The 12,492-nt window shown below is 70.5% G+C and carries 10 protein-coding genes; all 10 read right to left on the reverse strand.

All coding sequences use genetic code 11. The features are described from left to right. Positions 1-223: 223 nt before the first annotated feature. Entirely contained in the window at positions 224-1,552 is a 1,329-nt protein-coding gene (locus ABT296_RS04385) for an MraY family glycosyltransferase (protein WP_351923072.1), read from the reverse strand. A gap of 129 nt (positions 1,553-1,681) precedes the next feature. Then, positions 1,682-2,923, reverse strand: a complete 1,242-nt coding sequence (gene glyA / locus ABT296_RS04390; RefSeq protein ID WP_351923074.1) for a serine hydroxymethyltransferase — start codon at positions 2,921-2,923, stop codon at positions 1,682-1,684. Positions 2,924-2,988: 65 nt separating this feature from the next. Continuing rightward, on the reverse strand, positions 2,989-3,669 hold the full coding sequence (locus tag ABT296_RS04395) for an arsenate reductase/protein-tyrosine-phosphatase family protein (RefSeq protein WP_351923076.1): 681 nt from the start codon (positions 3,667-3,669) through the stop codon (positions 2,989-2,991). Beyond that, positions 3,666-4,313 (reverse strand): L-threonylcarbamoyladenylate synthase, encoded by a 648-nt coding sequence (locus tag ABT296_RS04400; RefSeq protein WP_351923078.1) that lies wholly within the window; start codon positions 4,311-4,313, stop codon positions 3,666-3,668. The genes ABT296_RS04395 and ABT296_RS04400 overlap by 4 nt, the downstream gene beginning before the upstream one ends. 52 nt (positions 4,314-4,365) lie before the next feature. Next, positions 4,366-5,211 (reverse strand): peptide chain release factor N(5)-glutamine methyltransferase, encoded by an 846-nt coding sequence (gene prmC / locus ABT296_RS04405; protein ID WP_351923081.1) that lies wholly within the window; start codon positions 5,209-5,211, stop codon positions 4,366-4,368. Positions 5,212-5,244: 33 nt separating this feature from the next. Further along, entirely contained in the window at positions 5,245-6,321 is a 1,077-nt protein-coding gene (gene prfA, locus ABT296_RS04410) for a peptide chain release factor 1 (protein ID WP_351923083.1), read from the reverse strand. A 110-nt stretch (positions 6,322-6,431) separates the two neighbouring features. Next, the gene (gene rpmE, locus ABT296_RS04415; RefSeq protein ID WP_351923085.1) at positions 6,432-6,653 is read right to left on the reverse strand and encodes a 50S ribosomal protein L31; all 222 of its coding nucleotides are present in this window, start codon (positions 6,651-6,653) and stop codon (positions 6,432-6,434) included. 141 nt (positions 6,654-6,794) lie between these two features. Beyond that, positions 6,795-7,931 carry an LCP family protein gene (locus ABT296_RS04420; protein WP_351923087.1) on the reverse strand — a complete coding sequence of 379 codons (1,137 nt, stop codon included), beginning with the start codon at positions 7,929-7,931 and terminating at the stop codon, positions 6,795-6,797. A gap of 205 nt (positions 7,932-8,136) precedes the next feature. Continuing rightward, positions 8,137-9,903 (reverse strand): trypsin-like serine protease, encoded by a 1,767-nt coding sequence (locus ABT296_RS04425; protein WP_351923559.1) that lies wholly within the window; start codon positions 9,901-9,903, stop codon positions 8,137-8,139. A gap of 131 nt (positions 9,904-10,034) precedes the next feature. Further along, entirely contained in the window at positions 10,035-12,086 is a 2,052-nt protein-coding gene (rho, locus tag ABT296_RS04430; protein WP_351923089.1) for a transcription termination factor Rho, read from the reverse strand. Positions 12,087-12,492: the final 406 nt, after the last annotated feature.

Genomic DNA, 12,492 nt, shown 5'->3' on the forward strand with positions numbered 1-12,492 from the left:
GACCGTCGCACTACGGTCCTTCGACTCTGTCCGGGTTCTCGTGAACGGTATCACAAACTATTTGATGAGGTCTTTACCTGGTGGGTGTGCTCGGTGTCACACATGAGAGTGACAGCGCGCGTATGTGCAGGAAGAGCGCCCCTATGTCTGATAATGGGGCGCTTCATCCCCCCTGCGTTCTCCCACGGTTTGGCAATGCTCTAGTCAGATTCTTACCTTGCCGTCAGCGGGACGACCCGGCCTTCCGCCCGTCCAGGAAGCGCGAACGGGCGCCGAGAGCGGTGGCCCCGTTGACCCCGGCGGCCACCGGGGCGAGCTGCTCCTCGGCCGGACCGGCCTCGCCGGGCGTCTGCGGGGTGGCCGCGGCGGGCTCCGCCACGGGCGCCCGGCGCCGGTAGCGCGGCGGCACCAGCGCCTGCGCCCAGACCGGGACGCGCGGCGTGAAGCGCGGCAGCAGCAACAGGACGAGACCGAGTGCGCTGAGGATCACGATGCCGAGCACGATCCACATGGACGCCGAGTTCACCGAGTAGGCCAGCGCACCGAAGGCGATCAGCGCCGACCAGAAGTACATGATGAGGACGGCCCGGCTGTGCGAGTGGCCGATCTCCAGCAGCCGGTGGTGCAGATGCCCCCGGTCCGCCGCGAACGGGGACTGGCCGCGCCAGGTCCGCCGCACGATCGCCAGCACCAGGTCGGCCGCCGGGATGGCGATGATCGTCAGCGGCAGCAGCAGCGGGATGTAGACCGGCACCGTCTGGTGCACCGCCGCCTTCTCCGAACCCGCGAACAGCTTCAGCGCGTCCGGGTCGACCTGCCCCGTGATGGAGATCGCGCCCGCGGCGAGCACCAGGCCGATCAGCATCGACCCGGAGTCGCCCATGAAGATCCGCGCCGGATGCATGTTGTGCGGCAGGAAGCCCAGGCACATGCCCATCAGGATCGCCGAGAACAGGGTGGCCGGCGCCGCGGCCTCGATGCCGTACGACACCCAGACCCGGTAGGCGTAGAGGAAGAACGCGGCCGAGGCGATGCACACCATGCCCGCCGCGAGACCGTCGAGGCCGTCGACGAAGTTGACCGCGTTGATGGTGATGACGACCAGCGCGACCGTGAGCAGGGTGCCCTGCCACTGGGTCAGCGCCACCGAGCCGAACCCGGGGATCGGCAGCCACAGGATCGTCAGACCCTGCATGACCATGACGCCGGCGGCGATCATCTGGCCGCCCAGCTTGATCAGGGCGTCGATCTCGAACTTGTCGTCCAGGACACCGATCAGCCAGATCAGCGCGGCACCGGAGAGCAGCGCCCGCGGTTCGTTGGAGTTCTCGAAGACGGTGCTGAGGTTCGTCAGGTGGTCGGCGACCAGCAGTCCGGCGCACAGGCCGAAGAACATGGCGATACCGCCGAGCCGCGGAGTGGGTTCGCGGTGCACGTCACGTGCCCGGATCTCCGGCATCGCCCCGGCCACGATCGCGAACTTCCGCACCGGCCCAGTGAGCAGGTACGTCACCGCGGCCGTGATGCAGAGCGTCAGCAGGTATTCACGCACGGGCTTCCCCACAGGTCTCGCTGGCCATCTCAGCCCCACACCCTAGCGAGGCGCGCATATGGTTGGGGACTTCCGGGTAGCGACGATGGTTGCACGTACAGCTGTGCACCCGGGTGCGGGTACCCCCGCTCAGCCGGGATACGGGGGAAATCCGGCGGCCAGCTCCCGCACTTCCTCACGGACGCGCACGGCCTCCGCCTCGCCTCGCAGCACCCCGGCCAGCAGGGCCGCGATCCGCGCCATCTCCTTCTCGCCCATGCCCTGGGTGGTCAGCGCGGCCGTGCCCAGGCGCAGTCCCCGGGCGTCGCCGTGCGGCAGCGCGCAGCAGTCCAGGACCATCCCGGCGGCGGCGAGCAGTCCGCGCCCGGTCCGGCCGTCGACGCCGAGCGGTGCGGGATCGGCGGTGATCAGGTGGGTGTCGGTGCCGCCGGTGGTGACGACGAGCCCCTCGGCGGCGAGCCCCGCGGCGAGCACCCGCGCGTTGGCGACCACCTGATGGGCGTACGCGGTGAACGCCGGGGTGGACGCCTCGCCGAACGCGACGGCCTTGGCGGCGATGGTGTGCATCTGCGCGCCGCCCTGGGTGAACGGGAAGACCGCCCGGTCCACCCGCTCGGCCAGCTCCTCGCCGCACAGGAGCATCCCGCCGCGCGGCCCGCGCAGCACCTTGTGGGTGGTGGCGCACACCACGTCGGCGTACGGCACCGGGCTGGGCGCCGCTCCCCCGGCGACGAGCCCGATCGGGTGGGCGGCGTCGGCGATGAGATAGGCGCCGGCCTCGTCGGCGATCTCCCGGAAGAGGGCGTAGTCGATGTGCCGGGGGTAGGCGATCGACCCGCACACGATCGCCTTGGGGCGGTGCGTGCGGGCCAGCGAGCGCACCTGGTCGTGGTCGATCATCCCGGTCTCGGCGTCGACGCCGTAGGGCACGAAGTCGAACCAGCGGCCGGAGAAGTTGGCGGGCGAACCGTGGGTGAGGTGGCCGCCGTAGGGCAGCCCGAGCGCCAGGACGGTGTCACCGGGCCGCAGCAGCGCCGCGTACGCGGCCAGGACGGCCGAGGAGCCGGAGTGGGACTGCACGTTGGCGTGGTCGGCGCCGAACAGCGCCGTGGCCCGGTCGACCGCGATCCGCTCGGCGACGTCGACGATCTCGCAGCCCCCGTGGTGCCGGGCGCCGGGATAGCCCTCCGCGTACTTGTTGGCGAGGGGGGAGCCGAGCGCGGCCAGCACGGCCGGCGAGGTGAAGTTCTCGGCGGCGATCATCTGCAGGGTGGTGGCCTGCCGCTCCCGTTCCCCGAGCAGGATCTCCGCGAGCTCGGGATCCTGCCGGCGCAGGACATCGGCCTCGACGAGAACAGGGGTGACCGACATGGTGGGCTCCGGGCGTCGACGGTGACGTAAGCCCAATGTAGGCCCGGTGGTCACCGCCCGCGCGGCTACATCCGCGCGGGTACTCCGGTCAGGGCCGTCACGACGGGATCCAGCGCCTGGTGTATCTCGTCGCCGATGGAGCGGAAGAACGTCAGCGGGGCGCCGTAGGGGTCGAAGACCTCGTCGGCCTCCGCGGTGGGCGCCAGCAGCCAGCCGCGCAGGGCGGCGGCGGCCCGCACCAGGGCGCGGGCGCGGTCGACGACGCCGTCCTCCAGCGGGGGCAGCGTCGCCGGGTCGATGGCCCGCACCAGGCGGGTGAACTCCTTCAGCGTGAAGGTGCGCAGGCCCGCCGAGTGGCCCATCGAGACGACCTGGGCGCGGTGGTCCCGGGTCGCGGTCAGGACCAGGTCGGCCCGGATCACGTGTTCGTCGAGGAGCTCCCGGCCGACGAAGCCGGAGGCGTCCGCGCCGAAGTCGGCCAGCACGGTCTCCGCGTTGGCCTCCATGGGCGCGCCCTCGTGGCCCCAGGTGCCCGCGCTCTCCACGATCAGCGCCCCGCCGAGGATGCCGAGCCGCTGCGCCACGAAATGGCGGGTCAGCCGCTCGGTGATCGGCGAGCGGCACACGTTGCCGGTGCTGACGTGGAGGATGCGGAAGCTGTCGCGCGGAAGCCCGACGAAAGTGGTCGTGATCTCCGCCGCACGTTCCCCGTTGCCTATGCCACGCCCCGCGTCAGGGGCTGTCAATTCGCCACCTCGAGGTCGGGTACGACCTTGCGCAGCTCGTCCGCGGAGATCGCGCCCGCGCGCAGCAGCACCGGCACCTCACGGGTGACGTCGACGATCGAGGAGGGGACGTTGCCGGGCGTGGGACCCCCGTCGAGGTAGACGGAGACGGAGTCGCCGAGCATGCCCTGGGCGGCGTCGCAGTCCTCCGGCGCCGGGTGCCCGGTGAGGTTGGCGGAGGAGACGGCCATCGGGCCGACGTCGGTGAGCAGCTCGATGGCGACCGGGTGCAGCGGCATGCGCACGGCGACGGTGCCACGGGTGTCGCCCAGGTCCCACTGGAGGGACGGCTGGTGCCGGGCGACCAGGGTCAGCGCGCCCGGCCAGAACGCGTCGACCAGTTCCCAGGCCAGCTCGGAGAAGTCGGTGACCAGACCGTGCAGGGTGTTCGGGGAGCCGATGAGGACGGGGGTGGGCATGTTGCGGCCCCGGCCCTTGGCGTCGAGGAGATCGCCCACGGCCTCCTTGGAGAAGGCGTCGGCGCCGATGCCGTACACGGTGTCCGTCGGCAGCACCACGAGCTCGCCACGGCGGACGGCGGACGCGGCCTCGCGCAGACCGGTCGTGCGGTCGGTCGCGTCGTTGGTGTCGTATCGCCGAGCCATGTCTAGCGGGCCTCCTCGTACACGTACTGCTGCGGGTCTGGGGTCTGGGTGGTCACGGCGTCGCCTTGCGGGCGGTGGCGAAGCGCGGCCGCTTGTTGAGGTCGGGGTGGTCGGCCGCGTCGGCCCAGCCCCGCTCCTCGGTGAAGATCCACGGCACCTGGCCGCCCTGGGTGTCGGCGTGCTCGACGACGACCACCCCGCCGGGGCGCAGCAGCCGGTGCGCGGTGCGCTCCAGGCCGCGGATGAGTTCGAGGCCGTCCTCGCCGGAGAACAGGGCGAGTTCGGGATCGTAGTCGCGTGCCTCGGGGGCCACGTACTCCCACTCGGTGAGCGGGATGTACGGCGGGTTGGTGATGACCAGGTCGACCTGGCCGTCGAGGTCGGGGAAGGCGTCGAGGGCGTTGCCCTGGCGCAGGTCGACCCTGGACCCCTCCATGTTCTTGCGGGTCCAGCGCAGGGCGTCCTCGGACAGCTCCACGGCGTGCACCCTGGAGCGCGGGACCTCCTGGGCGAGGGCGAGCGCGATGGCGCCCGAGCCCGTGCACAGGTCGACGATGAGCGGCTCCACCACGTCCATCGCGCGTACGGCGTCTATGGCCCAGCCCACCACCGACTCGGTCTCGGGGCGGGGCACGAAGACGCCGGGGCCGACCTGGAGCTCCAGGTACCGGAAGAAGGCGCGGCCGGTGATGTGCTGGAGCGGCTCGCGCTGCTCCCGGCGGGCGATGGCCTCCCAGTACCGGGCGTCGAAGTCGGCGTCCTTGACGGAGTGCAGCGCGCCCCGCTTCACCCCGTGCACGAACGCGGCGAGCTCCTCGGCGTCGTTGCGCGGCGAGGGCACGCCTGCGTCGGCCAGCCGCTGGGTGGCCTGTGCCACCTCCGCGAGCAGCAGGTTCACGCTCGTCCTCCGGTACTCAAGAGTCTCCGTGCCTTACGCGGCCGCGAGCTTGGCGGCCGAGTCCGCGTCGACGCACGCCTGGATCACCGCGTCGAGTTCGCCGTCCAGGACCTGGTCCAGGTTGTACGACTTGAAGCCGACCCGGTGGTCCGAGATGCGGTTCTCCGGGAAGTTGTACGTACGGATCTTCTCGGAGCGGTCGACGGTGCGGACCTGGCTGCGACGGGCGTCGGCGGCTTCCTTCTCCGCCTCCTCCTGCGCCGCGGCGAGCAGCCTGGAGCGCAGGATACGCAGTGCCTGCTCCTTGTTCTGCAGCTGGCTCTTCTCGTTCTGGCAGGAAGCGACCACTCCGGTGGGCAGGTGCGTGATGCGCACGGCGGAGTCCGTGGTGTTGACGGACTGCCCGCCGGGCCCGGAGGAGCGGTAGACGTCGATGCGCAGATCGTTGGGGTTGATCTCGACGTCGACCTCCTCGGCCTCCGGCGTGACCAGCACACCGGCGGCGGAGGTGTGGATCCGGCCCTGGGACTCGGTCGCGGGCACGCGCTGCACGCGGTGCACGCCGCCCTCGTACTTCAGCCGGGCCCAGACGCCCTGACCGGGCTCCGTGGCGCCCTGGCCGCCCTTGGTCTTCACGGCGACCTGGACGTCCTTGTAGCCGCCCAGCTCGGACTCGGTGGCGTCGATGATCTCGGTCTTCCAGCCGACGCGCTCGGCGTAGCGCAGGTACATGCGCAGCAGATCGCCGGCGAACAGGGCGGACTCGTCGCCGCCGGCGCCGGCCTTGATCTCCAGGATGACGTCCTTGTCGTCGCTGGGGTCACGGGGGACCAGCAGCATCCGGAGCTTCTCGGTGAGCTCCTCGCGCTGCTTGTCCAGCTCCTTGACCTCGGCGGCGAAGTCCGGGTCGTCCGCGGCGAGTTCGCGGGCGGTCTCGATGTCGTCGCCGGTCTGCTTCCAGGAGCGGTAGGTGGCGACGATCGGGGTGAGCTCGGCGTAGCGCTTGTTCAGCCTGCGCGCGTTGGCCTGGTCGGCGTGGACCGACGGATCGGCGAGACGCTGCTCCAGATCGGCGTGCTCGGAGACGAGTTCCTCGACGGCCTCGAACATCTTTCGGCTCCTGAAATGCGTATGGCGGGAAGTGGCAGGGCGACCAAAAACGCCGGTCCCGGACGCACCCGGGCAAGGGGCACGGCCGTGGACCGGCGAAGTGGGGCTCGCTACTTGTTGGAGCCGGCAGCCTTGCCGAAGCGGGCCTCGAAGCGGGCCACACGGCCACCGGTGTCGAGGATCTTCTGCTTGCCCGTGTAGAACGGGTGGCACTCGGAGCAGACCTCGGCACGGATGGCGCCGCTGGTGATGGTGCTACGAGTCGTGAACGACGCGCCACAGGTGCAGCTGACCTGCGTCTCGACGTACTCGGGGTGGATGTCGCGCTTCAAGGGAGTCTCCTAGTTTCGGGAGGGCACCGGGTCGCCATCGCGGGGTGCGGGGGCGTGAACCGGGGCCGACGTACCAGTCTGCCAGGACTGGGCCCATCCCCCAAAACGGGGGGTGACCGCCGGGTATTCCCGGGGCCCCGGCTAACCGCCGCTGACGATGTCCTCGGCCTGGCCCGTCGCCGTTCCCTCGGTGGCCGACTTCGGGATGGCGCGGTCGGCCTTGAGGGCCTTCCAGACCTTCTCGGCCTTCTCCTCCTCGACCAGGACGCGGTTGGCGTCGGCCGGGTCGTACTGGACCGGCATGGTGACCATCGTCATGTTCTTGGGACTGATGCCGCGCAGACCACTGGCGAAGGACATCAGCTTGTTGACCGAGCCTAGGTCGGAGTCGGTGGTGACGGTCCTGGTCGCGGTGTCGGCCAGGTCGTACAGCTTCTTCGGGCTGGTGAACAGGCCGACGTCCTTGACCTGCGCGATCAGCGCCTTGATGAAGGCCTGCTGGAGCTGGATGCGGCCGAGGTCGGAACCGTCGCCGACGCCGTACCGGGTGCGCACCAGGCCGAGGGCCTGCTCGCCGTCCAGCTTGTGGGTGCCGGCCTCGAGGTCCAGATGGCTGTCGTCGTCGCTGATGTCCTCGCTGGTGGTGATCTCCACGCCGCCGAGGTCGTCCACGAGCTGCTGGAAGCCGCTGAAGTCGACCTCCAGGTAGTGGTCCATGCGCAGGTCGGTGATCGACTCGACGGTCTTGACGGCGCAGGCGGCACCGCCGGTGGAGTAGGCGGAGTTGAACATCACGCCGTTCGCCGCGTCATGGGTGTCGCCGTCGGGGTCGGTGCACTCGGGGCGGTCGATGAGGGTGTCGCGCGGGATGGAGACCACGCTGGCCTTCTTGTGGCCCTCGTAGACGTGCACGATCATCGCGGTGTCGGAGCGGGCGCTGCCGTCGTCGGGGCCGCCGCCGAGGTCCTGGTTGGAGCCGGCGCGGGTGTCGGAGCCGAGGACCAGGATGTTCTCGGAGCCGTTGTCGGCCTTCTCGGGGCGGTCGGTGCCGAGGGCCTGGTCGATGTCGACGCTGTCGAGGTTGTCGTTGAGCCTGAAGTACAGATAGCCGGCTCCGGTACCGCCGAGGACGACGATGCCGGCGGCGGTCCACGCCGCGATCTGCAGGGCCCTGCGCTTCTCGCGGGGCTTGCGGCGGTGGCCCCTGGCGGGGCGGGGCGGGCCGTCCTGCGGGCCGCCCCCCGGTATGGCGGGCCCTTGCGTGCTCTCGGCGGACATGTGCTCCTCGACTCTTTTCCGGTCGGTTACCCCCAGCTTTCAGGGTCAGGCGTGGTCGGTGGGTCCTACCGCACCATGGTCGCTCCGCCCGGTCAGACGGCGAAACCCGGGAAACGGTTGCACAACGCACTGTGGCCGCCCTGTGAAAGGGCGGCCACGGTGCGTGCCGGGTGAGAACGGGCGAAGGCCCCGTTCACCTGCGATGTCAGCCGAAGATGTCGTACTGCTTGAAATCGGTGCCGACCGACACCCTTGTGGCGAAGATCTCGCTGGTGGCCTTGCCGGTGCCCTTGTACAGGTAGAGCGTGCCGCCGGGCGTACGGGCCAGGAGGTCGGCCCTGCCGTCCCCGCTGACGTCGCCGACGACGGCGAGCTTGTTGTACGAGGAGCTGCTCCAGGCGCGCACCTTGACCCGGGTGGAGAACGGCGCGGAGGACTTCCCGGTGCCCTTGTACAGGTAGACGTAGCCGTTGCTGCCCGTGCGGGCGATCAGGTCGGCCCTGCCGTCGCCGGAGAAGTCGCCGTGACCGATCACGGCGTTGTACTGGTTCCAGCCGCTGCCGGTGCCGATCTGCACCCGGGAGGAGAAGGTGCCGTTGCCCTTGCCGGCGTAGAGCCACGCCTTGCCGGCGGAGTCCACGGAGACCATGTCGGGCAGCCAGTCGCCGGTGAGGTCACCGGGGACGAGGATGCGGGTGCGGGTCTTCCAGTTGTCGGCGACCTTCGTGGTGGCCCAGGAGCCGCTGGCGGGCACCCAGTGCTTCCAGAAGACGTCGCCGTCGGAGCTGCGGCGGACCAGCAGGTCCTGGAAGCCGTCGCGGTTCAGGTCGTTCTGCAGGACGACGTTGAAGGCGCTCCAGTTGCCCCAGGACTCACGGGCGCCGAAGCCGCTGCCCGTGGAGTTCTTCTGGTAGCCGGTCTTGGTGGAGGAGTTGCGCACCCACAGGTCGGCCTTGTGGTCCATGCTCAGGTTGCCGTCGTCCACGCGCGGGTAGGCCGCGCCGACATAGGTGCTGACCTTGGCGAAGACGCTGTAGGCGCCCTTGGCGACGCAGTCCTCCACACCCCAGGAGACGACGCCCACGATGCGGTTGTTCACCACGAGCGGGCCGCCGGAGTCACCGTTGCAGGCGGAGGTGGTGCCGCTGTCGCTGCCGCTGGCGGGCTTGCCGGCGCAGACCATGTGGCCCTTGGCGAAGTCGGCGCCGTACGCGCCGCTGCAGGTGGCGTCCGACTGGATCGGCAGGGTGGCCGTCTTCAGCGTCTGGGAGATGTCCTGCGTGGTGGAGCTGGTACGGCCCCAGCCGTAGACCTTGGCGCTGGTGCCGGCCGCGTAGGAGGCGGTGTCGGTGGACGTCGTCATCCGGATCGGGGTGGCCTTGACCGGGTTGGCCAGGGTGATCACCGCGATGTCGTTGTCGATCGTCCGCGCGCTGTAGGAGGGGTGGTTCCACTGGCGCAGGGGCGCCGTCGCGGTGCCGCCGTGCAGGTCGCTGCCGGTGGGCAGCTGGGTGGCGCCGGTGACGATCGCGCCGTACGCCTTCCAGTTGTAGCCCTGGACGCAGTGCGCGGCGGTGAGGATCTTCGTCGGCGAGACGACCGCGCCGCCGCAGAAGAAGCCGAGGTCGTTGGCCTCGTCGTAGTACCAGAGCTGCGCCATCCAGGGCGCGGTGCTGATACTCGTGGTGGAACCGCCGATGATCTTCGCGTCGACCGTGCCGGAGCCGCTGTACGAGGACTTGGCCGAGGCGTCGCCCGCGGTGTCGTCGCCGGCCGAGGCGCCCGCGATCCGCTGCTGGAGTTCGGCGAGCGAGGGAGAGCCGGCCGCCTGTACGGCGGGCGGGCTGGGCTGCGCGGTGGCCGCGCCCGCGGAAGCGGTGAGCAGCGCGGCGCCGACGGCGGCGGCCACACCGGCCGCGGCGACGGGCAGGGCGATCCGTATCCGGCGTCTGTGCCGTCCGCCCCCGGACATGGGTGTACCCACGAATGTCCCCCCTCGGGATCACAAGTTCGAAGAGCGAGATCCTACCCCGGTGCGCTGACAGCGAAGAGGGCCGCCCTTGGGCAGGGGCGGCCCTCTTGCGTACTGCTTACCGGCGTCGGTCAGTCACCGTTGCCGGGCGTCGGCGTCGTCTTCTGGATCTGCATCAGGAACTCGCCGTTCGACTTCGTCTGCTTCATCTTGTCGAGGAGCAGCTCGATGGCCTGCTGCTGGTCGAGCGCGTGCAGCACCCGGCGCAGCTTCCAGACGACCGCGAGCTCCTCGTTGCCGAGCAGGATCTCTTCCTTACGGGTACCGGACGCGTCCACGTCCACCGCCGGGAAGATGCGCTTGTCGGCGAGCTTGCGGTCGAGCTTGAGCTCCATGTTGCCGGTGCCCTTGAACTCCTCGAAGATCACCTCGTCCATGCGGGACCCGGTGTCCACCAGCGCGGTGGCGAGGATGGTCAGCGAGCCGCCGTCCTCGATGTTGCGGGCCGCACCGAAGAAGCGCTTCGGCGGGTACAGGGCGGTGGAGTCGACACCACCGGACAGGATGCGGCCGGAGGCCGGCGCCGCCAGGTTGTAGGCACGGCCCAGACGCGTGATCGAGTCGAGCAGCACGACGACGTCGTGGCCCAGCTCCACCAGACGCTTGGCGCGCTCGATGGCCAGCTCGGCGACCGTGGTGTGGTCCTCGGCCGGGCGGTCGAAGGTCGAGGAGATGACCTCGCCCTTGACCGACCGCTGCATGTCGGTGACCTCTTCCGGACGCTCGTCGACCAGGACGACCATCAGGTGGCACTCGGGGTTGTTGTGGGTGATCGCGTTGGCGATCGCCTGCATGATCATGGTCTTGCCGGTCTTCGGCGGGGCCACGATCAGACCGCGCTGACCCTTACCGATCGGCGACACGAGGTCGATGATGCGGGTGGTGAGCACGCCCGGGTCCGTCTCCAGACGGAGGCGGTCCTGCGGGTAGAGCGGGGTCAGCTTGTTGAACTCCGGGCGGCCGCGGCCGTGTTCGGGCGCCATGCCGTTGACGGAGTCCAGGCGGACCAGCGCGTTGAACTTCTCGCGGCGCTCACCCTCCTTGGGCTGGCGGACCGCGCCGGTGACGTGGTCGCCCTTGCGCAGGCCGTTCTTGCGGACCTGGGCGAGGGAGACGTACACGTCGTTCGGGCCGGGCAGGTAGCCGGAGGTCCGGATGAACGCGTAGTTGTCGAGGATGTCGAGGATGCCGGCGACGGGGATCAGCACGTCGTCGTCGGCGACCTGCGGCTCCTGCACCTCGTCGCGGCCGCGACGGCCACGGCGGTCGCGGTAGCGGCCCCGACGGCCACGGCGTCCGCCGTCGAAGTCGTCGTCGTCCTGCGGGCCGTTGTTGCGGTCCTGGCGGCCGCCGCCCTGCTGCTGGCCCTGCTGCTGTCCGCCGCGCTGGCCGCCCTGCTGGTCGTCGCTCTTGCGACGGTCGCCGCGGTCACCACCGCGGTCCCCGCCACGGTCGCCACCGCGGTCACCGCGGTCGCGGTCCCGGCCGCGCTCACGGCGGTCGCGACGACGGCCCTCGCCGCCGTCGGCGTCGCCCTGCGGCTGCGCGGACGTCTCGGCCTTCGGCTCGTTCCTGGCCTCGGCGGCGACCGTCTCCGGCGCGGCGGCCGCGGGGGCGCCGGCCTCGGCGGTGGCCCGGCGGCGACGGCGCTCGGCCGGGGCCTCGTCCGTGCCGCTCTCGTCCGTACGCTCGGCCGCGCCCGTCCGGGAGGAACCGGCGGGCTGGCCGGGGATCTCGATCTGCTGCTGCGCCACGGCCTGCTCGGCGGGCGTCTCGGCCTTCGCCGCCTTCTTGGCGGGGGCCTCGTCACCCGTACGGGCCTTGGAGGTGGCCCGGCGCTTCGGCTTGGTCTCGGTGGCCGCCTCGGCGGTCTTGGCCGGGGCGCCCCCTCCCGCCTGCGCCTCCTTGATGACCTCGATCAGCTGGCTCTTGCGCATACGCGCGGTGCCCCTGATGCCGAGGCCGGATGCGACCTGCTGCAGCTCGGCCAGCACCATGCCCTCGAGGCCGGTACCGCGGCGCCGCCGGGAGCCGGCACCGGTGGCAGGCGCGGAGGCGTCCGTGGCGGGCGCGGCAGCGGTCTCCTCGACACGTGCGCCCATCAGATCGGTGGTGTCGCTCACGAAGGGTCCTTCCCTGGAGCGGACGTCGGCCTGTCTGGCTCGGCGACCGGTTGTGCTGTCCGGCCTTGGTCCCTGTCATGGACCGGCCGGGGCGGTGGTCCGCCTAAGCGGCGGAAGAAAATATCGGTGATGGCGCTTCCCAAAGCCGTGACACCGCTTGTCCGTGTCACGTGGCTTGGTCGCACCGGTTCCGGAGCGTGCCCGGCGAGTCGCTCAATGCTCGTGTACGAGGTACTGCCCGCGTACGTCGTACGGAACACAGGGCGACTTGGGAGGCTCCCGGAAGAATGTCTGTCCCGGACGGGGACACAAAGCACCTCGCCATGGTGGGGTCGGGTGCAGACTTGAGATTAACACTACCGGATCCAACAAACATTCCCCCTCTCGAAATCCGGCAACCGCATGC

The sequence above is a fragment of the Streptomyces sp. NPDC000983 genome, from assembly GCF_040299205.1.
Taxonomy (GTDB): domain Bacteria; phylum Actinomycetota; class Actinomycetes; order Streptomycetales; family Streptomycetaceae; genus Streptomyces.

Coding starts and splice junctions, on each gene's coding strand:
- prfA (WP_351923083.1), bottom strand. CDS start 6,321: ATGTTCGAGGCCGTCGAGGAACTCGTCTCCGAGCACGCCGATCTGGAG.
- glyA (WP_351923074.1), bottom strand. CDS start 2,923: ATGTCGGTCACCCCTGTTCTCGTCGAGGCCGATGTCCTGCGCCGGCAG.
- ABT296_RS04425 (WP_351923559.1), bottom strand. CDS start 9,903: ATGTCCGGGGGCGGACGGCACAGACGCCGGATACGGATCGCCCTGCCC.
- ABT296_RS04400 (WP_351923078.1), bottom strand. CDS start 4,313: ATGGCTCGGCGATACGACACCAACGACGCGACCGACCGCACGACCGGT.
- ABT296_RS04420 (WP_351923087.1), bottom strand. CDS start 7,931: ATGTCCGCCGAGAGCACGCAAGGGCCCGCCATACCGGGGGGCGGCCCG.